This window comes from Serratia grimesii (genome assembly GCF_900186025.1).
GTDB classification, from domain to species: Bacteria; Pseudomonadota; Gammaproteobacteria; order Enterobacterales; family Enterobacteriaceae; genus Serratia; species Serratia grimesii.
The window spans coordinates 997,187-1,023,817 of the sequence record NZ_LT883155.1; the positions used below are offsets into that span (position 1 = coordinate 997,187).

The 26,631-nt window shown below is 52.2% G+C and carries 32 protein-coding genes; 22 read left to right on the top strand and 10 right to left on the bottom strand.

Features of this window, described 5'->3' with window-relative positions:
* The first annotated feature begins 15 nt into the window (after positions 1-15).
* The 3 genes from pagP (at position 16) to SGBXF1_RS04630 (ending at position 1,773) form a co-directional block, all read left to right on the top strand.
* Positions 16-609, top strand: a complete 594-nt coding sequence (gene pagP / locus SGBXF1_RS04620) for a lipid IV(A) palmitoyltransferase PagP (RefSeq protein ID WP_037423347.1) — start codon at positions 16-18, stop codon at positions 607-609.
* A gap of 248 nt (positions 610-857) precedes the next feature.
* Positions 858-1,343 (top strand): YjjA family protein, encoded by a 486-nt coding sequence (locus tag SGBXF1_RS04625; protein WP_037423345.1) that lies wholly within the window; start codon positions 858-860, stop codon positions 1,341-1,343.
* A gap of 166 nt (positions 1,344-1,509) precedes the next feature.
* On the top strand, positions 1,510-1,773 hold the full coding sequence (locus SGBXF1_RS04630) for a putative hemolysin (RefSeq protein WP_037423342.1): 264 nt from the start codon (positions 1,510-1,512) through the stop codon (positions 1,771-1,773).
* A 9-nt stretch (positions 1,774-1,782) separates the two neighbouring features.
* On the opposite strand, the gene SGBXF1_RS04635 is transcribed toward SGBXF1_RS04630, so the two are convergent.
* Both SGBXF1_RS04635 and SGBXF1_RS04640 read right to left on the bottom strand, forming a co-directional pair.
* The gene (locus tag SGBXF1_RS04635) at positions 1,783-2,400 is read right to left on the bottom strand and encodes a hypothetical protein (protein WP_186427902.1); all 618 of its coding nucleotides are present in this window, start codon (positions 2,398-2,400) and stop codon (positions 1,783-1,785) included.
* Between the two features lie 108 nt (positions 2,401-2,508).
* Positions 2,509-3,198, bottom strand: coding sequence for a ZIP family metal transporter (locus SGBXF1_RS04640; RefSeq protein WP_037423336.1), 690 nt, complete (start codon positions 3,196-3,198; stop codon positions 2,509-2,511).
* 134 nt (positions 3,199-3,332) lie between these two features.
* Here SGBXF1_RS04640 and SGBXF1_RS04645 point away from each other — a divergent pair, with 134 nt between their 5' ends.
* Entirely contained in the window at positions 3,333-4,115 is a 783-nt protein-coding gene (locus SGBXF1_RS04645) for a DeoR/GlpR family DNA-binding transcription regulator (RefSeq protein WP_061806749.1), read from the top strand.
* Position 4,116: 1 nt separating this feature from the next.
* Positions 4,117-4,500 (top strand): VOC family protein, encoded by a 384-nt coding sequence (locus tag SGBXF1_RS04650; protein WP_037423330.1) that lies wholly within the window; start codon positions 4,117-4,119, stop codon positions 4,498-4,500.
* Here SGBXF1_RS04650 and SGBXF1_RS04655 read toward each other — a convergent pair whose 3' ends face one another.
* Positions 4,501-5,409: a LysR family transcriptional regulator gene (locus tag SGBXF1_RS04655; protein WP_186427903.1), complete on the bottom strand. Its 909-nt coding sequence runs from the start codon at positions 5,407-5,409 to the stop codon at positions 4,501-4,503.
* A gap of 126 nt (positions 5,410-5,535) precedes the next feature.
* On the opposite strand from SGBXF1_RS04655, the gene SGBXF1_RS04660 reads away from it, so the two are divergent.
* From SGBXF1_RS04660 to SGBXF1_RS04680, 5 genes are all read left to right on the top strand, one after another.
* Positions 5,536-6,417: a pirin family protein gene (locus SGBXF1_RS04660; protein WP_186427904.1), complete on the top strand. Its 882-nt coding sequence runs from the start codon at positions 5,536-5,538 to the stop codon at positions 6,415-6,417.
* Between the two features lie 139 nt (positions 6,418-6,556).
* The gene (gene ycaC / locus SGBXF1_RS04665; RefSeq protein ID WP_037423323.1) at positions 6,557-7,183 is read left to right on the top strand and encodes an isochorismate family cysteine hydrolase YcaC; all 627 of its coding nucleotides are present in this window, start codon (positions 6,557-6,559) and stop codon (positions 7,181-7,183) included.
* Between the two features lie 175 nt (positions 7,184-7,358).
* Positions 7,359-7,694, top strand: coding sequence for a hypothetical protein (locus SGBXF1_RS04670; protein WP_130379423.1), 336 nt, complete (start codon positions 7,359-7,361; stop codon positions 7,692-7,694).
* A 64-nt stretch (positions 7,695-7,758) separates the two neighbouring features.
* A complete protein-coding gene (locus SGBXF1_RS04675) occupies positions 7,759-8,211 on the top strand; it encodes a thiol-disulfide oxidoreductase DCC family protein (RefSeq protein WP_037423318.1) in 453 nt (150 codons plus the stop codon).
* A gap of 86 nt (positions 8,212-8,297) precedes the next feature.
* On the top strand, positions 8,298-8,561 hold the full coding sequence (locus tag SGBXF1_RS04680) for a hypothetical protein (RefSeq protein ID WP_037423315.1): 264 nt from the start codon (positions 8,298-8,300) through the stop codon (positions 8,559-8,561).
* Here the strand turns inward: SGBXF1_RS04680 and SGBXF1_RS04685 are convergent.
* The 3 genes from SGBXF1_RS04685 to SGBXF1_RS04695 form a co-directional block, all read right to left on the bottom strand.
* Complete coding sequence (locus SGBXF1_RS04685) at positions 8,549-9,100, bottom strand: GNAT family N-acetyltransferase (RefSeq protein WP_186427905.1); 552 nt, start codon at positions 9,098-9,100, stop codon at positions 8,549-8,551. The genes SGBXF1_RS04680 and SGBXF1_RS04685 overlap by 13 nt on opposite strands.
* Positions 9,101-9,200: 100 nt before the next feature.
* The gene (locus SGBXF1_RS04690; protein WP_061806754.1) at positions 9,201-9,956 is read right to left on the bottom strand and encodes a DUF2076 domain-containing protein; all 756 of its coding nucleotides are present in this window, start codon (positions 9,954-9,956) and stop codon (positions 9,201-9,203) included.
* Between the two features lie 126 nt (positions 9,957-10,082).
* A complete protein-coding gene (locus SGBXF1_RS04695) occupies positions 10,083-10,868 on the bottom strand; it encodes a helix-turn-helix transcriptional regulator (protein ID WP_061806755.1) in 786 nt (261 codons plus the stop codon).
* A 115-nt stretch (positions 10,869-10,983) separates the two neighbouring features.
* On the opposite strand from SGBXF1_RS04695, the gene SGBXF1_RS04700 reads away from it, so the two are divergent.
* Positions 10,984-11,754 (top strand): class I SAM-dependent methyltransferase, encoded by a 771-nt coding sequence (locus SGBXF1_RS04700; RefSeq protein ID WP_061806756.1) that lies wholly within the window; start codon positions 10,984-10,986, stop codon positions 11,752-11,754.
* 102 nt (positions 11,755-11,856) lie between these two features.
* Here the strand turns inward: SGBXF1_RS04700 and aqpZ are convergent, their stop codons facing one another.
* Positions 11,857-12,552 (bottom strand): aquaporin Z, encoded by a 696-nt coding sequence (gene aqpZ, locus SGBXF1_RS04705; RefSeq protein ID WP_037423302.1) that lies wholly within the window; start codon positions 12,550-12,552, stop codon positions 11,857-11,859.
* A gap of 445 nt (positions 12,553-12,997) precedes the next feature.
* Between aqpZ and SGBXF1_RS04710 the strand changes: the two genes are divergently transcribed.
* Positions 12,998-14,362: an esterase-like activity of phytase family protein gene (locus SGBXF1_RS04710; protein ID WP_186427906.1), complete on the top strand. Its 1,365-nt coding sequence runs from the start codon at positions 12,998-13,000 to the stop codon at positions 14,360-14,362.
* 38 nt (positions 14,363-14,400) lie between these two features.
* Here SGBXF1_RS04710 and SGBXF1_RS04715 read toward each other — a convergent pair whose 3' ends face one another.
* Positions 14,401-15,582, bottom strand: a complete 1,182-nt coding sequence (locus tag SGBXF1_RS04715; RefSeq protein WP_186427907.1) for a low temperature requirement protein A — start codon at positions 15,580-15,582, stop codon at positions 14,401-14,403.
* A gap of 308 nt (positions 15,583-15,890) precedes the next feature.
* Between SGBXF1_RS04715 and SGBXF1_RS04720 the strand changes: the two genes are divergently transcribed.
* Both SGBXF1_RS04720 and SGBXF1_RS04725 read left to right on the top strand, forming a co-directional pair.
* The gene (locus tag SGBXF1_RS04720; protein WP_037423294.1) at positions 15,891-16,175 is read left to right on the top strand and encodes a YdgH/BhsA/McbA family protein; all 285 of its coding nucleotides are present in this window, start codon (positions 15,891-15,893) and stop codon (positions 16,173-16,175) included.
* A 244-nt stretch (positions 16,176-16,419) separates the two neighbouring features.
* Entirely contained in the window at positions 16,420-16,977 is a 558-nt protein-coding gene (locus tag SGBXF1_RS04725; RefSeq protein ID WP_037423290.1) for a class I SAM-dependent methyltransferase, read from the top strand.
* On the opposite strand, the gene SGBXF1_RS04730 is transcribed toward SGBXF1_RS04725, so the two are convergent.
* Positions 16,978-17,439: a GNAT family N-acetyltransferase gene (locus SGBXF1_RS04730; RefSeq protein WP_037423288.1), complete on the bottom strand. Its 462-nt coding sequence runs from the start codon at positions 17,437-17,439 to the stop codon at positions 16,978-16,980.
* 220 nt (positions 17,440-17,659) lie between these two features.
* On the opposite strand from SGBXF1_RS04730, the gene SGBXF1_RS04735 reads away from it, so the two are divergent.
* The 4 genes from SGBXF1_RS04735 to aroL all read left to right on the top strand — a co-directional run bounded on the left by SGBXF1_RS04735 (position 17,660) and on the right by aroL (position 22,140).
* Positions 17,660-18,775: an ABC transporter substrate-binding protein gene (locus SGBXF1_RS04735; protein WP_037423429.1), complete on the top strand. Its 1,116-nt coding sequence runs from the start codon at positions 17,660-17,662 to the stop codon at positions 18,773-18,775.
* The gene (locus SGBXF1_RS04740; protein WP_037423286.1) at positions 18,768-20,891 is read left to right on the top strand and encodes a TonB-dependent siderophore receptor; all 2,124 of its coding nucleotides are present in this window, start codon (positions 18,768-18,770) and stop codon (positions 20,889-20,891) included. Before SGBXF1_RS04735 ends, SGBXF1_RS04740 begins: the two co-directional genes overlap by 8 nt.
* Positions 20,892-20,981: 90 nt before the next feature.
* Complete coding sequence (locus SGBXF1_RS04745; protein ID WP_037423284.1) at positions 20,982-21,500, top strand: GNAT family N-acetyltransferase; 519 nt, start codon at positions 20,982-20,984, stop codon at positions 21,498-21,500.
* 115 nt (positions 21,501-21,615) lie between these two features.
* The gene (gene aroL, locus SGBXF1_RS04750) at positions 21,616-22,140 is read left to right on the top strand and encodes a shikimate kinase AroL (RefSeq protein ID WP_037423282.1); all 525 of its coding nucleotides are present in this window, start codon (positions 21,616-21,618) and stop codon (positions 22,138-22,140) included.
* Between the two features lie 135 nt (positions 22,141-22,275).
* Here the strand turns inward: aroL and SGBXF1_RS04755 are convergent, their stop codons facing one another.
* Positions 22,276-23,028: an AraC family transcriptional regulator gene (locus SGBXF1_RS04755; protein WP_037423279.1), complete on the bottom strand. Its 753-nt coding sequence runs from the start codon at positions 23,026-23,028 to the stop codon at positions 22,276-22,278.
* Between the two features lie 99 nt (positions 23,029-23,127).
* Between SGBXF1_RS04755 and SGBXF1_RS04760 the strand changes: the two genes are divergently transcribed.
* From SGBXF1_RS04760 to SGBXF1_RS04775, 4 genes are all read left to right on the top strand, one after another.
* Entirely contained in the window at positions 23,128-23,532 is a 405-nt protein-coding gene (locus tag SGBXF1_RS04760) for a nuclear transport factor 2 family protein (RefSeq protein ID WP_037423276.1), read from the top strand.
* 46 nt (positions 23,533-23,578) lie between these two features.
* Entirely contained in the window at positions 23,579-23,779 is a 201-nt protein-coding gene (locus tag SGBXF1_RS04765) for a YaiA family protein (RefSeq protein ID WP_037423273.1), read from the top strand.
* 306 nt (positions 23,780-24,085) lie between these two features.
* Complete coding sequence (locus tag SGBXF1_RS04770) at positions 24,086-24,859, top strand: IclR family transcriptional regulator (protein WP_037423270.1); 774 nt, start codon at positions 24,086-24,088, stop codon at positions 24,857-24,859.
* A 202-nt stretch (positions 24,860-25,061) separates the two neighbouring features.
* The gene (locus SGBXF1_RS04775; protein ID WP_186428465.1) at positions 25,062-26,627 is read left to right on the top strand and encodes an OPT/YSL family transporter; all 1,566 of its coding nucleotides are present in this window, start codon (positions 25,062-25,064) and stop codon (positions 26,625-26,627) included.
* Positions 26,628-26,631: the final 4 nt, after the last annotated feature.

Sequence of the window (26,631 nt, forward strand, 5' to 3'; positions counted from 1 at the left end):
TTTTTACAGGAGTTTATGATGCTTTTTAAACGGACAATTTTGGCTTGCTCAATGGCGTTGATATTTTCTGCACTACCTTCTTACGCTGAGGTTGGTGCAGAAAATAGCAACGCCACGCAGGCTGAAAAACCGGGGTTATGGCAGCGTTTCACGGATAACGTGGCTGAGACCTGGAACAACTCACCGAATAAAGATATCTATCTGCCGGCTATCACCTGGCACAACCGTTTGACTTACAGCCAAGAAAAAATCGACTCGTACAATGAGCGGCCGTGGGGCGGTGGTTATGGTATCTCGCGTTACGATAAAGACGGTGACTGGCACGGCCTCTATATGATGGTGTTTAAGGATTCGTTCAATAAGTGGGAACCGATCGGCGGTTACGCTTATGAGAAGATCTGGCGTCCACTGGATGACAAGGATTTCCGTCTGGGTCTGGGCTTTACGGCCAGTATCACCGCGCGTGACAACTGGAACTACATTCCTATCCCGGCCCCCTTGCCGCTGGCGTCTATCGGTTACAAACGCCTGACTTTCCAGGCCACCTATATTCCTGGCACCTACAATAACGGTAACGTGTTCTTCGCTTGGCTGCGTTGGCAGTTCTGATTACCGGCGGGCCATTCGGTCCGCCGTTCTCTATCCACCTTGTTGTACATTCTCCCACCAGAAAATTACCTGAATTCTGAAAAAAGTGCGGCGGTGCCAGATAAAAGGAACTTGTCGCGGGAGGTGGCGTCCGAAGAGGTGACCCGGCGCATTGCGCTTATTGCACATGATATGCCCAGCAGATTTCCCGCCCCCTAGAGAGCACGGGAAAGACGAAGGGATAGCAAGTTAAACAGGAGTTTTATCCCATGAATACCAAGCATCGTTTACTGTTGGCGCTGACATTGACCACGACCCTGTCTTGCGGGGCGGCTCAGGCTGCCGGGCTGATGGATTCCCTCAGCAGCGCAGCCGGCGAACTGAGCAAGTCAGGTGGCAGCACAGGCGGCACTTCGCTGTCTTCATTGACCGGTTTGTTGAACGGTGGCGATAAAGCATTAAGTTCCAGCAGCATGACTAACGCCGCCGGTATTTTGCAGTACTGTGTGAAAAATAACGTCTTGTCAGCCAATGGGACCGAGGCAGTAAAAGACCAACTGCTGAGCAAGCTGGGTATCAGCAGCACTGAAAATGCCAAAAGCCAGGACTACCAGCAAGGGCTGGGTGGTTTGCTGCAAACAGGCGAAGGCAAGAGCCTGGATCTGAATAGCCTGGGGACGTCGCAAATCACCGAAAAGGTGAAGCAAAAGGCCTGTGATCTGGTGCTGAAACAGGGCGCGTCCTTTATTTCCTGATAGCGTAAACGGCGGAGTGCTTCGGCAACCTTTTACCCCGTCATATTTCAAGCCGCAGCGTGGTTGGTTACACGCAGCCACCTTGTGACTTGCGAAGTCAGTGCCTGAGGATGAGCGATTTGCTACTTCTCGGCAACGTGAAATACAGAGGGGTTATAGAGGAAGAATGAACAAAATTCTAATGGTCTCCCTGTTGGCAGGGATGGCGATGCTACAGGGCTGCACGATGAAATCCAACGACGCGCCACCACCGCCACAGATGAAACCTATCGGTATGGCAAATCCAGCAGATGTTTATTGCACAGAGATCGGGGGGAAATTAAATGCTAAGCAAAATGCCAATGGCCAGTACTCCACCTGTACCTTGCCTAATGGTCAGGAAATTGAAAGCTGGGAGTTGTTCCGCCGCGATCACCCAGTGAAGAAATAAGTACTGTCGTTAAAACTCGCGATCGCTGATGGGCTGCAGTTTCACGCTGCCGCCCGTTTGCGTATTTAACGGTAGCCGCCAGTCTTGATGACTGCTAAGGGTGAAAGGCCTGGAGCGGAAGTTACAGCCGCTTTTGATATTTCTGATTTTCATCACGTATTCACCGGCCGGATTGGTCTTGATGTTGAAACTGCCGGCTGCGGGAATAAATACCTCGGCCAGTTGCTGTGGCTCCCCCGGTGTTTCCAGTTTGACCAGCACCGCAAAATCGTTGTTTTGGTTGTCCAACGTCAGTTGCTGCAAGCGGCCAGTGGTTTTGCGTTCCGGTTGATGCAAGTAACCGGCTGACAGTGGCCAGGGCTGGCCTGCATTATCGTGCAGCGGGCCACCGCATTGCTCGCGTGCCTCTCGCAGTGGCAATTCACGCTGGATAGCCCGATTGTAATCAGTGGCCGTAATGCTGATAAACTCATCGTCATTTTGATGCGCGCGTAGATAGCGTTTAGCGCTGAAGACCCCAGCGGCAATCAGCATAAAGAAGATAAATATTGTCAGGCGATTCCTGAAAATCCCCCCGAACAGCCTGCCTGGTAATTGAAATAGCCACTTCGCAATTTTTGACAGCATCTTTTTCCCTTCGCGCCCAAGCCGTTACGTTCTGCGGTAACGTTGCTTGCCTCAGTATAGCCAAATCGTTCGAGGTGAGTTGATCTGCCCGATGAAATTATTGCGCAGTCATCCGATCCCTTCTTCCAGCAGTAACAACAATAAAAACCCCGCAAAAAACATTGCGGTAGCCAGTGGTGTGTCTTTACCGCCTTCATGTGCTTCGACCAGCAGTTCTTCCGTGACCAAATAGAGCAGGGCAATCAGGCCGAAAGCCAGAAAAGCCGTTAACCAAAAGGCACCCAGAGTGGCAATGGGGGCGCCCAACATCCCGCCGAGGGGCAGCAACAGCGCCAGACCGGCGACTGCCAACATGGCTCTTATCCGTTTGCCGAGGAAATCACGCAGATCGCCTACGATTGATAATCCCAGAAACAACACTTCCAGCGTTAGCGCCAGGGTCAATAACAAACCGGCTTTCGCACCAGCGGCAAAGGCGATCCCCAAGACCAAACCATCGATAAATATATCCACGCCGACCGCTGCCACAAAGCCGATTGGCCCCTGAGCACGTTCTCCCAATCGTCTGACTAACAGCATCAACAGCACGCCAGCGGCACCCCCGAGCAAAACAGCCCAAGGTGATTGTTGCTTGAGATCAGGCAGGATTTCGGTCGCAGCGGCGGCAAACACAATACCGGCGGTAAAGTGATGAATGATGCGCATGGTCGCATCGCCAGGGCGGCGATAAAGCGCTACGGCGGCGCCGACAACGGTAGCTGCGGCGGGGAACAGCGTATAAAGCACGGCAGAAGTCATCAATATTCCCTTATCTGTGACGTAAGACTTTAGTCTAGCTTAGTCACAGCACGTCGACTTGTGGCATAAATAATTTGTACGTTTTTATACGTTTGTGTACATTTATGATCACTTGTTCGCCATCGAGAAACAGAATGTCCAAACTGTTACCCAATCAACGTCATGAGGTGATCCTAGCTACGCTACAGCAAGAGGGGCGGGTGCTGGCCGTTGACATGGCGGAACGCCTGAAGACGACTGAAGCGACGATCCGACGCGATCTGCGCCAATTAGCGGCGCAAAACTTGTGCAAACGTATCTATGGCGGCGCACTGGCCCCCACGCCAGCAAGCGGACCTATAAGCTCGCGGTTACATTTGAGCAGTAATGAAAAACAGGCATTGGCGCTGGCTGCACTGGAGTTGCTCAAAGAAGGGCAGATTATTTTCCTTGATGCCGGCAGCACCCACCTTTATCTGGCTGACCTGCTGCCGCGCGACCAACGACTGACCGTGGTGACTAACGCGCTGAGTATCGCCAGTAAAATGCTGGAACAGCCAGGGATTCGCACTATTTTGATTGGCGGTGAACTGGATGCTGATATTGGCGGCTGTGTGGATGCCAAAGCGGTGCAGGAAATTGACGGTTTCCATTTCGATCTCGCGTTTACCGGCATTTGTGCCTATGACCCCATCAGTGGTTTTTCGGCGATGAGTTATCAGGATGCTCAGTTCAAGAAACGTCTTCTGACGCGTTCTGGCAACGTGGCGGTGTTGTGTACCGACGACAAACTCAACACCTACGCCCCTTATCCTTTTTTGGCCGCCAGCCGCGTTGATTATTTGGTCACGCCGTCCGGTCGGCATCCGCAGCTTGAGCAGCAGGTGACTCACAGCGGCGGCAAAGTGTTGTACAGCGATTCATCTACGGGAGAGTGAAATGAAAATAGCCCATGTTGCACTGTGGACCCGCGATATTGATGCGCAGGTAGCGTTCTGGCAGCGTTACTTCAACGGCATTGCCGGGGAACTGTACGTTAGCCGTAACCGTCCTGGGTTTGTGTCCCGCTTTGTTAGTCTGGCCACAGGTCCGACGCTAGAGATTATGGGCTTGCCGGATTTACTGCCAGCGGAGCAGGCCAATGAACGCGTTGGTTGGGCGCATATAGCCCTGTCGGTCGGCGACGAAGGTCTTGTTGATCAGTTGGCGCAGCGCGCGCAGCAGGAGGGGATCTTGCAAGCGCCGCCACGCCGGACTGGCGATGGATTTTACGAGGCAATCATCCGTGATCCTGATGGTAATGCCATAGAAATCACGGCCTGATCACTCTTCTTCAATAGTGGCGAACTGCTGCGCCAGATAATCGAGCAGCAGCCGTACTGCCGGTAATTGTCCACGGCGTGATGGGAAGACCGCATGCACCACGCCGCCCTGAGGCTGCCAGCCAGGTAACAGCTGTACCAGTTCGCCACGCAACATGTCGTCGCGCATCATCATCGACGGCAGTTGCACAATTCCGGCCCCGGCAATCGCCGCGGTTCGCAGCATCAGCATGTCGTCGGTGACGAGCCGTGGCGTATGCTCCCATTCCATTTTTTCACCGTCGGGTCCGGTCAACTGCCACAGGTGCTGTGCACGTGCCGGTCCGAGATCCAGCGTGGGGTATTTACGCAATTCCTCCGGTTGTTGTACCGGGCCGAGGGTTCGCACCAGCGCAGGACTGGCGGCGATGCACCAGGTCCGTTGTGCCAAAATTTTCAGGACCAGATCGCTATCTTCCAACGGCGGTGGCCGCACGCGAATTGCCAGATCCAATCCTTCACCTACCACGTCAACTCGGCGGTTGGTGGCATCCAGGTGCACCGTGACTTTTGGGTAATCGGCCATAAAGGCCGCCACCATGCTGCCGACACGGGTATGCAGGATGGCCACTGGGCAAGACATACGCACGGTGCCGCATGGCTCAGCGCGAGTTTGTTCAATCGCCTGCTGCGCTGCATCGGCTTCAACCAGCATCGCCTTACAGTGCGTGTAATAGTTCAGGCCCACATCGGTGACGGAAAAGCGCCGGGTTGAGCGTTGAATAAGGCGCACACCCAGCCGCTCTTCTAATAAGGCTACGCGGCGGCTCAGTTTTGACTTTGGTATGCCCAGAGCGCGACTGGCGGGGGCGAATCCCTGATGATCAACCACGCTGGCGAAATAAAACAGATCGTTTAAATCGGTGAACATCGCCTCTCCTTATTGTCCTATATATAGAACACTGAGTGTACATCTTGCCTACTACTGCAGCAAAGGGGGCTGGATTAAACTTCTGGCATCAACTTAAGGTCGTGAGACCTGAAACAGGAGTTCAAGATGAAAAAAATTCTCGGTATTTACAACAGCCCTGAAGCCCACTGGGTTGGTAACGGTTTCCTGGTGAACTCGCTGTTCTCCTATAACGATCTGGGGGCGGAAATGAGCCCGTTCCTGCTGTTGGATCATGCAGCACCAACCAAGTTTCGTTCTGCCTCTGGTACACGTGGCGTCGGTCAACATCCGCATCGCGGGTTTGAAACGGTCACTATCGTGTATCAAGGGGAAGTTGAGCACCGTGATTCTACCGGCAGCGGCGGGGTGATTGGCCCCGGTGACGTACAGTGGATGACCGCGGCTTCTGGCATCTTGCACGAAGAATTCCATTCTCGGAATTTCTCGCGCAATGGCGGCACCATGGAAATGGTGCAGCTGTGGGTGAATCTGCCAGCCAAAGACAAAATGGCCGAGCCGGGTTACCAGACGCTGTTGAATGCTGACATTCCGGTCGTTCCGCTGGCGGATGGCGCAGGGCAAATTCGGGTCATTGCCGGTAACTTTGACGGTCACGACGGCCCGGCACGCACCTTCAGCCCGCTCAACGTTTGGGATATGAAGTTAAATGCAGGTCATACCACCACGCTGACAGTGAAAGAAGGCCATACGTTGGCGCTGGTGATATTGCACGGTGCTGTTCATGTTAACGGCGAGGAAGTGGTACGTGAAACCCAAATGGTCAGGTTTGACCGTGCGGGGGAATCGATCACTATCGAAGCCAATAACGATGTTGCTTTGCTGGTGTTGAGTGGCGAGCCGATCGATGAGCCTATCGTTGGTTATGGCCCGTTCGTGATGAACAGCGACGCGGAAATCCAGCAGGCTTTTCGTGACTTCAACGGTGGCAAGTTCGGCAGCATGGCGGCAGTTCACGACGCCGGGTAAGTACCAATCCACACCTCAGAACCGATCCGGAAAAACAGCGCCGGATCCGGTTCTACACTTAACGATAACCTCTGTGTTCTGGCTTTACGGCCAAGGGCACGCTTTAGCCGCAATAATCAAAACCCAACAGGAGTAAACCATGACTGCAAATTACAAACGCCTCGACAAGGATCAGGCTGCCGTATTGCTGGTGGATCATCAGGCAGGGCTGCTTTCACTGGTACGTGATATCGATCCCGATCGTTTTAAAAACAACGTGCTGGCGCTGGGTGATTTAGCGAAGTATTTCAACTTGCCAACCATTTTGACTACCAGTTTTGAAGACGGCCCTAACGGCCCCCTGGTTCCCGAGTTAAAGGCCCAATTCCCCGACGCGCCCTTTATTCCACGCCCCGGGCAGATTAATGCGTGGGACAATGACGATTTCGTCAATGCGGTGAAAGCCACTGGCCGTAAGCAGTTGATTATCGCCGGGGTGGTAACCGAAGTGTGTGTTGCCTTCCCGGCTCTGTCAGCCCTCAGCGAAGGTTTTGACGTGTTTGTCGTTACCGATGCTTCCGGCACGTTTAACGAACTGACACGTCAATCGGCATGGAGCCGTATGGAAGCCGAAGGTGCACAATTGATGACTTGGTTCGGCGTCGCCTGCGAACTGCACCGTGACTGGCGCAACGACGTGGAAGGGCTGGGTGCGCTGTTCGCCAACCATATTCCTGACTACCGCAATCTGATGACCAGTTACAGTACGCTGACCGGCAGTAAATAATGCTGTGACACAGGAAGTAAACGCCGAACGTTCTTTACACAATCCTTAAGCTTTCATCACGTTAGCGGTAGGATGTAAGCAAAGATCATCGGCGTGAAAAGGTCGTGAAAAGCGGCTTTCTCATTGGCCGGGAGCGGGGTAGGTTAGGCCCATTCCCGGCAAATGAGGTCATGACATGAAAAATGTAATCAAAGTACTGGCACTGCCTTTTCTGGCTGCTGTGACGCTGTTCAGCGTTAGCGCATTTTCTGCTCCACCATCGACAGATAAAGGTGCACCACCGCAGGCAGAACAAGGCTTCCGCTTGCCACCGTTCCCGGGCGGACATCTGCCCAAGCCTGGTTTTTGTCACGGTGGGGAGCTGTTCTGCGCAACGTCTGCCAGTGATAACCCAACCGAAACCATCAATAAGCTCACTGCGGTGATCCCGACAAGTAGCGCCAAGCATTATGAAGTCCGTGTTTCCGTTGTCGCCCTGCCGGATACGCCGCCTGCTCCTCCCGCGCCATAAACAGATCGGCTGGTTCTGAGGGGGAATGCAGGGTAGTCTGAGGAGGTTTTCCTCAGGAGGCAGGATGAATCTGTCAACGCTCCCCCCTTATCTCCAACCCGGCGATCGGGTGCTGTTATTCGATGGCGAATGCAACCTGTGTCACGGACTGGTGCGGTTTTTGATCCGCGCCGATCGGCAGGGCAAGATCCTGCTGGCCACGGTGCAATCGGTGGAGGGGCTAGCGATCTTGGACTGGTTGGGGTTACCCACCGACCGTTTTGACTCCATTGTGTATCTTGAACAAGGGCAGCACTGGCTACGTTCGGCGGCGTTTTTTCAGGCTTTGCGCCAGCTTGGTTGGCCCTTTCGGTTACTGGCACTGGCTCGCTTTCTACCATCACGGCTGTCCGATGCGTTTTATAACATGGTGGCCAGCAATCGCTACCGGCTGTTTGGCCGCAATCAAGGCTCCGCCTTGCCCGGAGAGCATCTGCCGGGACGTTATTTGCGTCATCGTTCTGATAACACTCGCTGAACTTTACGCTTCTTTACCCTTTAATTGATTGAAATGTCAGCACTCTGGCCGCATATAATGGAGCGTTCAGCCAAAAAGGAGAGTGTATGGGAATCAGTGAAGAAGAGCATATCCGCCGTTTAAGCCAGGAAAAGAATGCGGTGGGGAATACGGCGAAATGGGTAGCGATTGTCTCCGCCGTTTACTTCGCCATGATGGTGTTTTACGGTCATCCGATGGGTGTATTGACGATGTCCGGGCTGATTTTTGTCGTCTCCACCACCACCTGGTTGAAGAAGCGTCAAAAGGTGAAGTCCTACCGCAGGGTACTGGCGAAAATCAACGATGAACCACCAGCTCAGCGGCCCTGATATTCACTGCTTGTGATGCTGTAAACCAGACTTGGTGCGTCACCAGGTACGTCATCCAAGGTATCGACCAACCGTAAACCCGCTTTTTCCAGCACGCGGCATGAAGCTCGGTTTTTTTCACGCACAATAGCGGAAATTTCTGCCAGCCGTAGATGCTCAAAACCAAATTCGAGTGAGGCCTGTGCCAGTTCTGTGGCTAACCCACTGCCCCAAACCTGCGTATCAAAACGATAACCCAGATTCACCGTGCGCTGCGCGCCCAGTGGCCGCCAGGATATCCCACCAAAACCAATGATCCACTCCGGTCGGTCAAGCTGCGCTATAGCCCAAGAGCCGTACCCCTGATGTTGCCAATTTTCGATCCGTTCCACCAAAGCCTGCCGCGCCTGTTCCTCGCTGACAATGGGCCCCGCAGGGTTAAACCGTTGAGTGTCGGGATCGCCAAAAATGGCATAAAAGCGGGCAAGATCGTCGGCCACGGGCGGACGCATCAGCAGCCGGGTGCTAACAAAATGGTCGCTAGGGTTAATGTGTGGCATGGTTTCTCGTCACCTGCTGTGATAGGGCAGGTTTAACTGTAGACCAACTGTGCGGGGGAAGGAATATATAACCCCTCTCCGTGCGGAGAGGGGCACAGTCTTAGATAAACGAGTCGTCGTCGTTGTAATCGTCATCAGAGAAATCGGTATTGTCGTCGTTTTGATAATCCGCGTTCTGGAACCCATTATCCTGATTGAGGAAACGGCTATCGCCACCGTTGTTAAAGGTATCGAGATTGTTGGATGCATCAAAATTACGCATTGCGCTGTCATCCACCGGTGTTGCCGGTGTCTCATCAATAATGTTCACAATCTCTTCCGGCTGAGAATGACGGAACATACCGGTTAGCATATCGGCTAGCACTACACCGCCCGCTACGCCGGCTGCGGTCTGCAATGCGCCACCGAGGAATCCGCCGGCACGTGAAGGTGCTGCCTGTTGCGGTTGGCTGTAAGCCGGTTGTTGCTGTTGTGGCGCGTATCCTGCTTGCGGCTGATTGTTCCAGGCTGCGTTGTTCTGTTGTTGTGCCTGATACTGCTCACGTGGGCTTGGGGTGTTGCGGTTCCCGCCACCAAACAGACCGGCCAGGAAACCGCCGCTGCTTTGCTGGTTGGCGTTATTTTGCTGCTGTTGGGCAATCTGGCTTTCCAGATCTTTCACCCGTTGGTCCAGTTGCTTCAGCGCCGCTTCCTGAATGATCATTGCCTGCGCCATGTAATAAGGTGCGGAAGGCTGTTCACGGATGTGCTGATTGATTTGCTGCTCTGCCTGGAGATCCCTCTGGCCTGTCTTGGTCTCGGCATCTTTCAAGCGGCCAAACAGACCATCGATAAGGCGTTGTTCTTCAGATTGCATAGGATTACCTCAAGGAGATTAATAACGGTACTGGATGATCGATATCATCGGTAGCTCTCACCCTAGCGCGTTTGTATGAAGCAATAAATAAATGGCAGGTAAACCTGATTATGAATTTGTTACCAGTTACGGCAAAGGGATCAACATAACCAGTTTTAGCCCGCTGTTTTCCGCCGGATGAAACGTCAGTTGCCGAAAGCGTAGGGGGCCCTGCTGGGGATGTTCGAACACCCTTTCGCCACCTTCGCGTGCCATGACATCGTGTTGTTTCCACCAGTGGTTAAAAGCTTCGCTGTTGTGGGTCATATTGCGGACGAAGGCACGCATCTCTTCGGTATTTTGGTGGTGGCTGGTTTCGGCGCGAAACTCGGCGACGACACGTCGCGCACGATCTTCCCAGTCGCTGACCAGCGTTTTCGCCAATGGGTGGAAAAACATAAAGTGCAGCAGATTGGGGGTGTTGGTTTGGCCTAGCCAACCGCTGAACAGGCTTTCTGCTGTTGCATTCCAGGCTGCGACATTCCAGGTGATATCCAGTAAATAGCAAGGCACTGACACCTGATGAACGCTTTGTAAAACAGCGCTATTAGCCGTTTCCTGATGCTGCTCTTGTTCGGGATCGGTCACCCGTGCCAGGGTAAATAGATAGTGGCGTTCGGCATGCCCCAAACGGAGTGCTTTGGCAATGCGTGCCAGTGTATGCGGAGATATGGATACCTCTCGCCCCTGTTCAATCCAGGTATACCAAGTGGCACTAATGCCGCTGATTTGCGCCAGTTCTTCACGGCGCAGGCCACTGGTACGACGGCGTGGCGCGCTGGGTAAGCCCAGCATTTCCGGCGTAATGCGCTCACGGTGAGCTCGCAAAAAGGCACCGAGTGCTTTGGGGCCGGATAAGGCTTCTGATTGCATAGACTGGTACCCCTGATACTAGGATAACTGCTTATATTGTACCCGTATATTAAGCTGATTATAGTAACAAAAGTCATCCGACACAGGCGTAAGCCATACAATAAATGGGGCACATATGAGCAATAATAACAGTCATAAAAATGCGGTTGATCGTCAGTTTGGCGAGCAGGCCAGCGCTTATCTGACCAGCGCAGTCCATGCGCAGGGGAAAGATTTACAACGACTGGGGTTGTTGCTGGAGCCCCATGCCGACGCCAGGCTGCTTGATCTGGGCTGTGGTGCAGGACACGCCAGCTTTACGGCCGCGGCTAAAGTCGCGCAGGTGGTAGCCTACGACTTATCGGTACAGATGTTGACGGTAGTGAGCCAGGCGGCGGTAGATAAAGGTGTCAATAATATCCAGGTACAGCAGGGCGTAGCCGAATCACTGCCGTTTGATGATGCCAGCTTTGATCTGGTGATCAGCCGTTATTCGGCGCATCACTGGCATGATGTTGGTCAGGCGCTGCGCGAGGTCCGACGGGTGCTGAAACCGGGGGGAAAAGCCATCTTTATGGATGTGGTATCACCAGGGCATCCGTTGTTGGATATCTATCTGCAAACTGTTGAAGTCTTGCGCGACACCTCACATGTCCGCAATTATTCACCGGGAGAATGGCTGAACGTGATAACAGAATCTGGGTTACAGGTACGAGAAGTCACGTCAGATCGACTGTATCTGGAATTCAGCAGTTGGGTGGAACGTATGCGTACGCCAGAACATTTCGTTACGGCTATTCGCGCTTTTCAACAAGGGGTTTCTGACGATGTGCTGCAGCATTTCGCCATCCAGTCAGACGGGTCATTTACCAGCGATATCATGATGTTTGAAGTGAGCAAGGGATAAATAACGCCAGGGCAGCCAATATACCCTTCATCTTTCTGCAAGAGACACGCGGAAAGTCATCGGATATAGCGGCTGCCCTGACAGAGCATTGCCGGGTATAAATTACTTCTTGTCTTCCAACAGGCAGCGATAAATCAGGCCGCCGATAGCACCACCCACTAAGGGAACTAACCAGAATACCCAAAGCTGTTGCAATGCCCAGGTACCTTGGAAGATGGCTACGCCGGTACTGCGTGCAGGGTTAACGGAAGTATTGGTTACCGGAATACTGATCAAGTGAATCAGTGTTAATGTCAAACCAATCGCCAAGGGAGCAAAACCTGCGGGTGCACGTTTATCTGTCACGCCATGAATAACAATCAGGAAGAATGCAGTCAGCACCAATTCAATGACGATAGCGGATTGCAGAGAATAACCACCCGGTGAGTGTTCACCGTAACCGTTGGAGGCAAAGCCGCCAGCTGTTGCATCGAAACCTGCTTTACCGCTGGCGATTAAATACAATACCGCCGCTGCAGCAATCCCGCCAATAACCTGAGCAATCACGTAAGGAATAACATCTTTCGCGGCGAAACGGCCACCGGCAAACAACCCCACGGTAATGGCTGGGTTAAAGTGCCCGCCAGAAATATGGCCAACGGCATAGGCCATTGTTACCACGGTAAGACCAAAAGCGAGCGCAACACCGAGAAAACCAATACCCAGTTGTGGGAATGCTGCTGCTAATACTGCGCTACCACAACCACCGAACACCAACCAAAATGTGCCAAAAAATTCGGCAAAAAGTCGCTTTGACATAGATTCCATCCTACGGAAAATACTAACGGGCGTTAGCACTAAAAACTATAGAACACCTTTTTCAATTAATGCAGGTTTCTATCAGGATTTTCTTAATGCACCTTGAATAACGGTGGATATTAAATCTCTGGGAATTAACTTTGTCTATGCGAATACGGCTATATTTTTCTAATTACGGTGCGTTTGCTGGTTTTTTTATCTCTGTTATAAGAATTTACCCTAAGCTTAAGCGATAGGTTTTTTTTATGAAAAATAGCCAGCGTTAAATTTTAACTATCATATGTTTTTTCCATTGGTTTTGTCTGCGTTAATTGTTAATTCCTATTTGCCATCTTTAATTTTCAAGATAATTCATGGCATTAGGGTTGCCTGTCATGACATTGTCATGTGAGGTTAATACATTGGCTAGCTGCCAACCCTGCATTCTTAATTTTGAGCCATAACCATGAAAATAAAATCGGTTTCACTGTTAATCAGTTCGTTATTTCCCCTGTTGTCTTATGCCGCCGCTGACGTCGAAGTTGCACGCTATATTGTCAGTTTTCCTGGTGGTGAGCGTGTGAGTTATCAGGGCGCTTTCGCTAAAAACGTCCCACAGGGATTACCGGTAGGGATAGGTTCGGGCTTGGTATTCAATGGCCGTGAAGGTAACGACCTGTTGTTGACCACTGTGACCGATCGAGGGCCGAATGCCGATGCGCCTGCGATCGGCGAACAGGACGCCAAAATTTTCGCTAACCCTGCTTTCGTCCCGCTGTTAATGGATATTCGTGTCGGTAATGGCAAAGCCGTTGCCAGTAACTCACGCCCGCTGCATGACCAGCAAGGGCCGATTAGCGGATTGCCATTACCGGCGGGTCTAATTGGCTCCACCAATGAAGTCGCGTTAAGCGACACGCTGAAAACCTTGCAGGGTGATCGACGTGGGCTGGATACCGAAGGCATTACAGAGGATGGTAAAGGCGGTTATTGGCTGTGTGACGAATATGGCCCATTCCTGATCCACATCGACAGCCAAGGTAAGATCCTCGCCAAATACGGCCCAACAGCGGAGCAGGGCGAACTGGCGGTGGCTGGTGGATTGCCGAATATTATCAAGTGGCGTCAACCTAATCGTGGTTTCGAAGGCATTACCCGCCTGCCGGACGGGCGTATTTTGGCAGCGGTGCAGAGCACGCTCGATGTTGAGGGCAAAAGCAAGAACAAGGCACAGTTCACACGTCTGATCAGTTTTGATCCCGTTAGTGGCAAAACGGCGATGTACGGCTATCCAATCGATATCGACAGCTATAAAAAGGCTAAAGACGCCAAAGTGGGGGACATTGTGGCTGTAGACAACCAACATATTTTGTTGGTTGAGCAGGGCAGCGATAAAGACAAACAGATGATCAACAAGATCTATTTGGTTGATCTCAGCCAGGCAACAGATCTGTCAGCTTTCGATGGTAAAGGCAAAGCATTGGAGTTTGATGATGCAAAGGAACTCGCCAAACGTGGTGTGACGTTGGCACAGAAACGGGAAGTGGTCGATCTGCGTAAGCTAGGTTGGCAGCAGGAGAAAGTTGAAGGTCTGTCGCTGATCGACAATCGCACGTTGGCGGTAATTAACGATAACGATTTCGGCCTGCAGGCCAGTCTGATTGATGCGGAGCCAAAGGCGAAGAAAATTGGCGATTATCAGTTGGATAAACAGGGCAACCTGAGCCTGGACGGTAAATCAGTGCCGACCCGTATTGAATTACGCCCGCTGGAGAAACCGGAATCGCTCAGTGAACTGTGGGTCCTGACGCTGCCGCAACCGCTTAAGTAATCATCACGACAGGGGGCCTCGCCCCCTGTTTTCCTTCCTTATAAGATAGCGCTGTTGTGAGCCTGTGGCGCTCTGCTACGTGAAATGCTTTCCCATACTGCGACCACGACCATAATCAACGTGGTCAAACCGTTTACCATCAGTAAATCAGTGAGATAAGCAATCGGTGCCAGTACTGCCAGCGCGATAAGTCCCACCAGATGTGACAGTGGGAAGCGGCGATAGACCAGTCTTTTGTACAAAGCATTGGCAAGCAGATAAATGGCCGGTCCAAGGAGCAATACCGCTGCCGTTACGTTGTTAATATGTCCGTCGGGATGGGCAATAACCAGTTCGTTAGCAACGGCACAGACGATAATTGCACCTACCAGTACCACGTGCACATAGTGGAAGTTCGCACCCAATTGGCCAGGGTTTTCCGCTTGGCTGATGGCATGGCTGCCGGCTTTGCTGCTGGTATCAAAATAGACCCACCACATTGCCAGGCTACCGATAAACGCGACCAGAGATGCAATCAGTACCGGTGCAGTCCAGTACTCCATTTCGCTGAGGGTGGAGCCGGTAATCAGAATGGTTTCACCCAGCGCCACTATTACGAATAACTGGCAGCGTTCCGCCAGATGATGGCCTTCGATGGTCCATTCGCTGCTGCTGTCGGAGCGACCGAGCACGGGTAGACGAAAACCGAACATCGGTGAAACGTATTCGCACAGCACGGCTATTGCCCACAGCAACAGCCGATGATTGCCTTCCATCAGTCCACCCAAGATCCAGAACACTGCCGAAATGCACATCCAACCGAGAATGCGGCGGAAGTTCTGTTTCAGCGGATGGTCAGCAGGCAGGAGATTTAAGACCACCAATGAGCGGCCCACCTGGATCGCCACGTAAAACAGTGCAAACATCAGTCCGCGCTCGCCAAATGCTTGTGGTAACGCAGAAGAGGCAAATAGACCCAGCAGCATGATGGCGAAAAGCAGGATGCGAATTGGCCGGGTATCCGGGTTAAACCAGTTGGTGACCCACGCTGTGTATTGCCACGCAAGCCAGACGGCGAACCATAACAACAGCGTTTCGAGTGCGCCTGTCAGCGTCAGGTGGTGCAGCAGATAGTGAGAAAGTTGGGTAACGGCAAAAACGTAAATCAGATCGAACAACAGTTCTGAAAATGACACTGAGGCACCATGGCCATCACGCACACGCAGTAAGGTTTGCGACATAGGGAGTCCTTCCATAATGATAACCTTCAGAAATAGCGTAGTTCAGTCGCAGGGTGCTGAGAGAAGAATCTTAAAAGTGAAGGTTTTTATCTCCCATCGCCAAACGGACTTTTAATTGTCATCTGTCGGGGGTAGAGTGGCAGCATAACCCCGAATTACCCAGCTAAAGACATACCTGCACGCAATTCCTCCTTATTTTCATCACAATGATTGATGTTCTTTACATTGGATTACGTCTGCTTTCATTGCCTGATAGATAATTAACTCCACTGATACGAGAAAATAAACAAAAACATCTGGAGCTTATTATGAAACTATTACCTGGCATCGCAGCAGTTCTTTTGGCAGCCGCTTCATTTTCTTCCTTTGCAGCGCCGTTGTCATCAGTAAAACAGGTCAATACTGAACAGGCTAGCAGCATGCAAAGCCTTGGTGTAGTGTCGGTTTCCGGCATTAGTGGCTCTCCGGGTGATGCCGTTCACGCGCTGAAAGAAAAAGCTCAGGCGGATGGCGCCAGCAGTATCCGTATTATCGGGCTGGACACCCCGGGGGATTCCAGCGATTGGCGCGGTAATGCAGAAATATATCGTTAATCTCTTGGCATTAAATAAATTTCGGTCGCTGTAAATGGTGGCCGATAAAATAAACAGCTGTGGAATATAATCTGACCGGTAATGTTGTTGATTGATTACCTAAAGATTATTTCCGCAGCTTTTTTTATTTTTCGTCTGTTGGTTGCATTTCATTACAACTGTGTCGGTGGTTTTAGGAAACATGTTAATGAATACTTAAGGAATTGGGTTCAGATTGGTGGCTACTCAACGTAAGGAGGCCCCAATGTTAAATGCGACACGGCTGCAACTGAAGAACCACTTTACCTATCTCCAGCAGTTTATGGCTTCACCACGTACTGTTGGTACGCTGGCGCCTTCGTCCCCTTGGTTATGCCAAGCGATGCTCAATCAGATTGAATGGACAGGCGCACTGTCGATTGCAGAGTTAGGCGCGGCTGACGGTGTGTTGACCAAACGTATATTGGGGCGTATGCGCGCCGATGCATCGCTTGAGGCGTTTGAAATTCAATCTCATTTTGTGCATCAGCTGAGGAAAATTGACGACCGCCGTCTGCAGGTGATGGATCGTTCTGCCGAAGAGATGGCCCGTGACTACGACGTGGTGTTCTCTTGCCTACCGTTGTTGTCTATCCCGCTTAAAATCAGTATTCGCATTTTGCAACAGACACAGCAGTGCTTGCGCGCACGTAATGGCACGCTGGTGTTGTTTCAATACAGCCATTTGTCGGAAAAACTGCTGTCTCGCTATTTCCATTGGAAACGGCTACGTGTGGTACGTAACTTTCCCCCTGCGCTGGTCTATATCTGCACGCCGCGTTAACTAAAGCTTTTTTTCCATCACCACCACGTCGCCGCCATATTGCTGGCGACGCTCTATGGTTTGCCAGCCCCAACCTGAATACAACGCCTCGGATTTATCGGTAATCAGGTGCAGGACAGGGTGGTTGCGCTGGCGCGCCAGTTGCACGATGGCTGCCTCCAGACGCTGAGCAATACCTTGGCGTCTGTGGTCTGGGTGAACAAATACGCCTGCCAGCCAGGGGGAAAGATCCATCCGGTGATGATCGTCACTTGGCCATAGGCTAGCCATACCTAACGGGCATTCTCCCTCTAGCACCAACAGCGTGGTGTAGTCTTCACTGGGTTGCGTGCATTGGGCAAAACGTTGGCGTGTGCGTTCCAGTGAACCACCGCGCTGTGAGCCCCATTGACCAAATGCCCATGCGGCACAGACGTCGCTAAAGTGGGGACATTCCACCAATGGAATAATACGTTGGGTCATTTCTTCATCTCCTGGATTACCTGCCACTCTAGCCCACCTTTTATTGGATTATCGACCGATTTTTTAACTTTATAAAACCGGATTTACAGCGGTTTTGCATGTATCAGCGTCGAAACAGCGTAATTGAGCGGATTTGGCTCGTCCGGCGTGCGTTGTGATTGAAAGTGCTAATGAGAGTGATTATCATGCGCGCATATTCTTACGTTTATCCGGCCCATTCATGCGCAATCCCCTCGTTTTACTGCTGCTTTCTCTGTTGCTCGGCGTTTTTAACGTTCAGGCGAAAATGGTGACTGATATCACTGGCCGTCAGGTCGAAGTGCCGGATAACCCGCAGCGCATCGTGTTGGGCGAAAGCCGTATGTTGTATACGCTGGCATTATTGGAGCCGGGGAACCCCGCTCAGCGTATCGTCGGCTGGCCGGAAGACATGGCGCGTTTCGACGCGCAAAGCTGGCAGCTCTACACACAAAAATTTCCACAGATCAAAGCGATCCCTTCCATCAGCAAGGGGAATTTCCGCCAGGTTAATAGTGAAAACCTGATCAAGTTGAAGCCGGATTTGGTGATTCTTGCGCGTTATGCGCGTGAGGAAGGTGACAGTGATTTGTTACTAAAAACGCTAAATAAAGCCGGAATTGCTGTGATCTACGTCGATTTGCGGGTCGACTTGCTTAATAACACCGTGCCGAGTGTTCGATTGCTGGGCGAGGTTCTCAATCGTCAGCAGCGGGCGGAGCAGTTTATCAGCTTCTACCAGCAGCATATGGCGGTAATCCAACAGCGATTGGCGGGCTACCAGGGGCCAAAGCCCAAGGTGATGCTGCATCTGCACCTTGGGCGGCGCGAAACCTGTTGTACTACGGCGGCACATGGCAACCTTGGTGATCTGCTGGCTTTTGCCGGCGGTGACAATATCGCCAATGCCAGCATCAAAGGCGTTTATGGTGAGCTGAACCCGGAAACCATTCTGACTGCCAATCCTGACATCTACATTGCCACCGGTATGGCTGGGCCAGAGGGCAAGCGTTTTTCCGATCTGCGCCTTGGGCCATTGGTCACTCAGAAGGACGCTGACGAAAGCTTTCGGCAGATCATGCAAAAGCAACCAATGCTCGCCAACCTGAAAGCGGTAAAAAACCACCAAGCCTGGAGCATCTGGCACAACTTCTATCTCAGCCCTTACCACGTTGTGGCGGTTGAGATGTTCGCTAAAGCTTTCTACCCGGATCTGTTTGCAGACATCAACCCGCAGCAGACCTTTAAGCAGTTATATCAACAATTTTTGCCGTTACCTTTTTCAGGGACCTATTGGAGTCAGTTAAATAATGAATAACACCCAGCGTGGCTGGTGGTGCGCATTGCCTCTGGCGGCCTGTGCATCGGCACCGGCGTTCAGCGCCGACAAAACAGCAGAAAAGAGCGAAACTCTGGTGGTGGTTGGTCAACCAGAATCGGACGGTGTGAAAAGCTATCAGCCGCTGACAAGCGTGACCGGCACCCGTACCGAAACCAGTCTGCTGAACGTGCCACAGGCTATCGATGTCGTTCCGCAACAAGTGATTACCGATCAGGCTGTTAGTAGCCTGGACGAGGCACTGTATAACGTTAGCGGCATCACCCAGGCAAACACGTTGGGAGGGACTCAGGACGCGGTAATGAAACGTGGCTTTGGCGATAACCGCGACGGCTCAATTCTGCGCGACGGGGTGCGTTCGGTGCAGGCACGCAACTTTACCCCGACCACCGAGCGGGTTGAGGTATTGAAAGGTCCGGCCTCGATGCTATACGGCATGGGTGAACCAGGCGGAATGATCAATATGATCACTAAAAAGCCGCAGTTGCAGCAGCACACTCATGTGGAAGGTTGGGGCAGTAGCTTTAAGGGCGGTGGCGGCCAGTTGGACGTTACCGGGCCACTGGGGACTTCAGGTTTTGCCTATCGGATGATTGTCGATCACGATGAAACCGATTACTGGCGCAACTTTGGACGTAATCGCCAAACGGTGATCGCGCCATCGCTGATGTGGTACGGCGAAAGCACTACGGTACGCGTGGCTTACGAACATATGGAATATTTGGTGCCCTTTGATCGCGGGACCATCATTGATTCACGCACCGGTAAGCCGGTGAATACGCCGCGCGACCGACGTTTTGACGAAAGCTATAACGCCACGCGTGGCGATCAGGACAGCGTTACGCTGCAAGTTGATCAAGTACTGAACGAGAGCTGGAAAAGCTCGCTGACCTACGCCTACAGCCGCAATAGCTACAGCGACAACCAGGCGCGCGCGTTGGCACTGAATCCTGATACGGGTGTGTTGTCACGCCAGGCCGATTCCACGGCCCATGCTGTCAGCCATGCCAACGCGGTACAGCTGACGGTCAATGGCGACGTCGACTGGGGAAAAACCAACCACCAGATGCTGTTCGGGTTTGATTTTGAAGATAACCGCACCTATCGCGGTGATATGATCCGCGGTAAAAAGAACAGCGATTTCAACATCTATAATCCGGTGTATGGCCTGATGCCCACTTCGAATGCTGTCAGTGCTAAAGACAGTGATCAGCGTGAAAACCTCACCAGTTATGGCTGGTTTATGCAGGATTCTGTCCAACTGACCGAAAAGTGGCTGGTGATGGGCGGGTTACGTTATGACGCCTTTGACGTTTTTGCCGGGAAAGGGCGGCCATTTGTCACCAATACCGACAGTTCTGATAGCAAATTGATACCGCGCGCCGGGGTCGTCTACAAGCTGACGCCTTATGTCTCGCTGTACAGCAGTTACACAGAATCTTTCAAACCGAATTCTTCCATTGCCAGCCAGATTGATTCGCTGCCACCGGAACAAGGTAAGGCCTGGGAAGTGGGTAGCAAGGTTGAGTTACCCAACGGTATTACCGGGACTTTGGCGCTATTTGATATCACTAAACGCAACGTGATGGTCAACGAATTGGTGAATGGTGAAACCGTCACCCGCACCGCAGGGCGCGTACGTTCCCAAGGTGTGGAGCTGGATGTTGCAGGCAACATTACCGACTCATTGAGCCTGATTGGTTCTTATGCCTATACCGATGCACGCGTAGTGGATGATCCTGACAACAAAGGCAAAGAAATGACCAACGTGGCGCGTCATACTGCCTCGCTGTTTATGACGCAGGATCTGGGCTCTACGGGGTTATATAGCGGAGATAACGTACGAGTGGGCGCAGGGGCACGTTATGTGGGGCGCCGTCCAGGCGATGCCGCCAACAGTTTTAATCTCGACAACTACACTGTTGCCGACGCTTTTGCTGCTTACACTCTGCCGGTGAATGGCTATCGGGTGAAATGGCAGTTAAACGTGAAGAATCTGTTCGACAAAACCTATTACCCTTCCAGCGGCGGCAATTTGCGCGTTGCTGTGGGAGAACCACGTGAAGTGGTGCTGCGTGCCAGCGTCGACTTCTAATGGTGTGAGAAGGAACCCGTTCCCGGCGGCGGGTATCTGCCGTCGGGATATTTTGGTTAAATAGCCGCCCCTCTCGTTAAGGAGAACACGATGGGCCTGCAAATACGTTTGGCACAACAGCCGGATATTACTCAGATGATCGCCGTTGAGCGCTCGGCAGCGCAGCTCTTTCTGCAGCATCCCGCCTGGTGTTTTATTGCCGAAGAACCCGGGATGAGTCCTCAGCAGCATGCTGATTTTATTCAGCGGCAACATACGTGGTTGATGGAAAGTGCAGCGGGGGAGGTGGTCGGATTTATTGCTGTCATACCGCAACCGCAAGATTGGCATATCGCCGAGCTGTCGGTCGCCGCAAACTGGCAACGTCAGGGTATCGGTCGTCGTTTGATCGCGGAAGTTGCCGCGCAGGCGGCATTGCAAGGTGCGCAGCGTTTAACGTTGACGACGTTTATTGATGTGCCCTGGAACGCACCCTATTACCAGCGCCTTGGATTCAAACCGATCGCCGTCGAGCAACTCAGTGCAACATTGAGGCATCAGTTGGCTGAAGACAGCGCGCATGGCTTTGCTGCAGATAGCCGCTGTGCCATGGAATTTACACTATCGTAAATATTGAAATACAGGTGGATGGCGGTATGATGCAGCAACTACGCCATCGCACGATCTGCACGCCGGATTCTGGTGTGCAAACGCAATCACGTCACCGTATAAGGGACAACCCGTAATGACACAAACCATTTTCATGGTCGGCGCTCGCGGAGCCGGTAAAACCACGGTGGGCAATGCACTGGCGTTGGCACTGGGCTATCAATTTATCGATACCGATCTGTTTATGCAGCAGACCACGCAGATGAGCGTGGCGGAAATGGTAGAAAAAGAAGGCTGGCTGGGGTTTCGCCGCCGTGAAAGCATTGCGTTGCAAACCGTGACGCAACCGTCAACTGTAGTTGCCACCGGTGGTGGCGCAATCCTGGCAGAAGAGAACCGTCGCTTTATGCGTCAGCACGGTACGGTGATCTACCTACGCTCACCGGCTGACGTGCTGGCACAGCGACTGGAAGAATACCCACAAGACGCGCAGCGCCCAACATTGACCGGCCGTCCGATTGCCGAAGAGATGTTGGAAGTGTTGGCAGCACGTGAAGCCTTGTATCAGGAAGCTGCGCATTACGTGATGGACGGTACCGGCAACCCGCAACAGGTGGTGGCACAGATCCTGGCTGCTTTACAGCGTGAAACGGTAAAGTAATCCGTAGATGACATTGGCGGGCACAGTAGGTTGTGCCCGATTCGCCTGCATTTCCCCTCTGTTCCCCCTCACTGTCGCTTTATTGTGCCTAACTGCATCGTTAGCTTCAGGTGCCTGCGGTTTGGGGTGGAAAGACTAATCACGCCCCTGAACAGCTTGGTGCGACGTAAAATACAGCCCCGGAGTGATGCCAAAGCGTTGACGGAAAGCGGCAATATAAGCGCTGACATTTTCGTAACCGTACTCACCGGCAATCCGATTGACGGATTCACCGCGCGACAATGGCTCCAGTGAGCGGATCACTCGGGCTTGCTGACGCCAGCGGGCGAAAGTGACGCCCGTTTCGCCAATAAAGCGGCGGCTCAGAGTGCGGACGCTCAGTCCGGCCCAGCTAGCCCATTCAATTTGACTCCGGTTGTCAGCTGGCTCGTTCAGCAACGCACGCGCAATTTTCAACAACCGTGCGTCCTGCGGTAGCGGCAATTGCAGCGGAGTGCTTTCCTGCGTGCGTACCTCATCCAACAATACCTGTAATAGCCGCCGTTGCGGCGCGTTCAACCTTTGCCCAGCGAAGAGGGTAATGCGTTCCACTAACGCTTGAATTAATCCAGAGGCGGTGCTTAGACGCGGCTGTTCCGGTAGTCCACGACAGTAAGTTTCCGGCAGATACAAACTCCAGCCTGCAACATTGCCGCACGCCAGCGCCTGATGTGCGCAATGGGGTGGCAACCAACCGATATTACCTGCGGTCATTGCCCATTGCCGCTCGTGGGTTTCCAACGCGATCATGCCATGGGTTAACAAATAGATTTGCCCGTCGGTATGTTGGTGCCACGGTGTCAGGTGCTTTTTTTCATGCCAAAGTCGCTCGCTTTGCAGAATCATAATGATTGGCCGATTTTCAGTATAAAAAGTCTGAGTACGGTTATTATGCCATGCTCAGGCAACGCTATGATCTCCGCATCATGCAATTGTTGGAGAAGGCTGATGACCTCGAATACCCCAACCGCCATAGTGCTCGACGCGTTGCAACAGATCGTTGCTTCCCCAAAACACCAGCCAGCGCTGATCGCTGAATTCTTCTGTGCGGATTACCAGCAGAAGGTGGATGGCAAAACGCTCGATTATTCGCAGTTTGTTCAGCATATGGCATTGCTGAAGCAACTCACCCGCAGCATGACTCTGACGTTTGTCGCGGTTGCTGAACAGGGCAATGCTGTGTTGACGCACCATCAGGTGCGAGTACTCAAGCGGGATGGTAGCTACAGTCTGGTCAAGGTGCTGGCGCATTTCACTGTGCATGAGGGCAAAATCAGCGCCTGCGATGAATTGACACAATTGCTGGAAGGTGGTCACGACGATCGCGACCTGGGGTCACGCGTGTCGGTATAAATACCGCTGCTATACTTAAGCTTGTGGAATCACACGGGAGATCAGCATGCGCGAAAATGACCGACCTGGTTATCCGAGAACCGCCCGAGTGGTCGCCGTTGACCGGGGCGATCCGAGTTTGCATATGCACCGTTTTGAGGTGCGAACCGATGACATTGAGCCGAACACGCTGCTCAGTGAGCATCCCACCGAGCAGGAAGCGCTTGATGCCAAGCATCGCTACGAAGATCCTGCGCTGGAAGATTAATTGATATCCCCAGAAACCGGCGTCAGGCCGGTTTCTTTATTCACTCCATTGTCCACACTCACTCATTTTCTCATTACGTGATGCAGAATTAGCATGACATGCTGGTTTATACCGCCATCATCGAATAATTGCGTGGTAATTAACGGGTTTTATCGGCGTTATTTTCTGCATTTAATTTAACAAAGGATCATGCGCTGGTATTAATCGGCAGAATGAAAAATAAACTGCTTGACGATAAGTTGTACGAGTTTTAGTTTCTAATTATCAAACAGGAACTTGGTTCCATATAGTGGAACAAGGCAAATTATGACAACCCTGGAAAATGCTGCAGCGGTATTAAAATTATTTTCACAACAACAGATGATGCACGGTCAACCCGGTATTTCATTTAGCGATGTGGTAAATCAATTGGCGCTGCCAAAAAGTACCGTATCGCGCCTGCTGCAGACCATGGAAACCCAGGGCATGTTGGAGCGCGATCCTGACAGCAAGTTGTATAAAATCGGGCGTTTGTTGTTATCAGTATCCAGCCATTATTTGTCGACACCCTTGGTAGACAGTGTAGCCTCCAGCATGGTGCAGCTTAGCCAACAGACCTACTGTACGGGGTATGTTTCAGTACTGGAGGCACAGGAGATCATGGTGATGCGCATGTTCCCTGGTCGCCAATTCCTGCAGGTGGTGACGCCAGCGGGCAGTCGTTCACCGGTGGCGGAAACGTCTGTGGGGCGGGCAATACTGGCGCGTGAGTGCGATGAGCAGGTGATTACACGTTTTGCCACTGGTTATCGCGCGGTCTCACCTAATGCTCCACAAACGTTGGATGCGCTGTTGAGCAAGTTGGCGCAAATCCGTCTGCAAGGTTGGTCCTTGGCACGCAACGAAACGCTGCATGGCATCAGTTCGCTGGCGACTGCGGTGACCAATAAACATCGCAATGAGACCGTAGGGCTATGTTTATCCTTCGCTACACAGGAGGAGGACAAACCGTTTTCTCCCAGTGTGCTCGAAGCATTGATGGCGGTATCACGGAAATTAGCAGAAAAATTTGGTGATGATTATTGGCAACAGATCAAATAACGCACCGAAAACAAGCCGCTAGCCCCTCTAATTAACGAAATCAACACCAGGGTATTCGTTAATTATATGAATTAGCGTTGTGGGTAATAAATAACGCACCCATCACAGTTCCAAATAATGGAACTGTGATGGGTGTCTTCGCCATAAAAATATTATTGCCGTGCGCCAGTTAATATTCAGGGGAATGAAAGAGATGAAAGAGATGAAAGAAAATATACCCATTAATCCATTGAAAGATATCGGTACGTTGCTGGTGATGGTGTTGCTGTCCATCGTTGGGGCCATTATTGGCGTACAACTGATTACCACGTTGGGTGTGACGCCCAATACGTCGATTATTGGTGCATTGCTCGCCATGTTGTTGGCGCGTATTCCGCTACAGATGTTTCAACGTTACCGTTCGGTACATACACAAAACTTGGCGCAAACGGTGATTTCTTCCGCCACGTTTGGGGCTGCCAACGCATTGTTGATGCCGATTGCCGTACCCTATGTGATGGGACAACCGCAGTTGATCTTGCCGATGTTTTGCGGGGTTGCAGCGGCGATGCTGCTCGATGCCTATCTGCTGTATCGCATGTTTGATACCAAAATCTTTCCCGCAGCCAATGCCTGGCCGCCGGGCGTTGCAGCAGCGGAGGCGATTAAGGCCGGCGATCGGGGTGGCAAGCAGGCATGGTTACTGGTTGTCGGCGTGGTGGTGGGCATCGCCGGTTCGATGCTTAAGATCCCAATGGCCGCATTCGGTACCGCGTTTATAGGCAATATTTGGGCATTGAGTATGTTTGGTGTGGGTCTGCTGTTACGTGCTTACGCAGAGCCAATGGCAGGGTTCGACATCAACGCTCATTTTATTCCCCATGGCGTAATGGTCGGTGCCGGGTTGGTGGCGTTGATCCAGGTCGTGCAGGTGATCCGCAGCAAACGAGCCGATACAGCCGGTTATAACCAGGCCGATACCGAGGTGCGTAAGGCTCTTGGGTTGGGCGCTGTGGGTTATATCGTTATTGCAGCACTGTTGGCGTTGGCGGGGGGATTGTACAGCGAGATGTCGCCAATGATGTTGGTGCTGTTTGTGATTTACGCCGCGTTTGCTGCCTTTGTGCATGAGTTGATTGTCGGTATTGCCGCCATGCATTCCGGTTGGTTCCCCGCTTTTGCCGTGGCGCTGATCACGCTGATTATCGGCATTCTGATTGGTTTCCCACCGTTGGCACTGTGCGTGCTAACCGGATTTACTGCTGCCACCGGCCCGGCGTTTGCCGATATGGGCTTTGATCTAAAAGCCGGTTTTATCCTGCGTGGCTACGGTAAAGATTTGCAGCAGGAGCTGTTGGGGCGCCGGATCCAGCTGTTCGCTGCACTGATCGCCTTTGTCATTGCTATTCCTGTGGTGTACTTCACGTATACCAGTTACTTCCTACAGAACTTGATCCCACCGGTTGCACGTGTGTACGCCAAAACGATCGAGGCGGGGGCTCAACCGGGTATTGCTTACAGTCTACTGATCTGGGCGATCCCTGGCGCCATCGTGCAACTGATCGGTGGGCCAAAACGCCAACTCGGCGTGTTGCTAGCCACAGGCCTGTTGATCAACAACGCGCTGGCGGGCTGGGCGGTGATTGTCGGCATTATTCTGCGGATCCTGATTATTCGGCGTTGGGGTGATAAGGGCCGCACGCCAATGGAGATCATGGCCGCCGGTTTTATCGCTGGTGACGCGCTGTACAGCTTCTTCAATTCCATATTTTCCAGCAAAGGGAAATAACCAT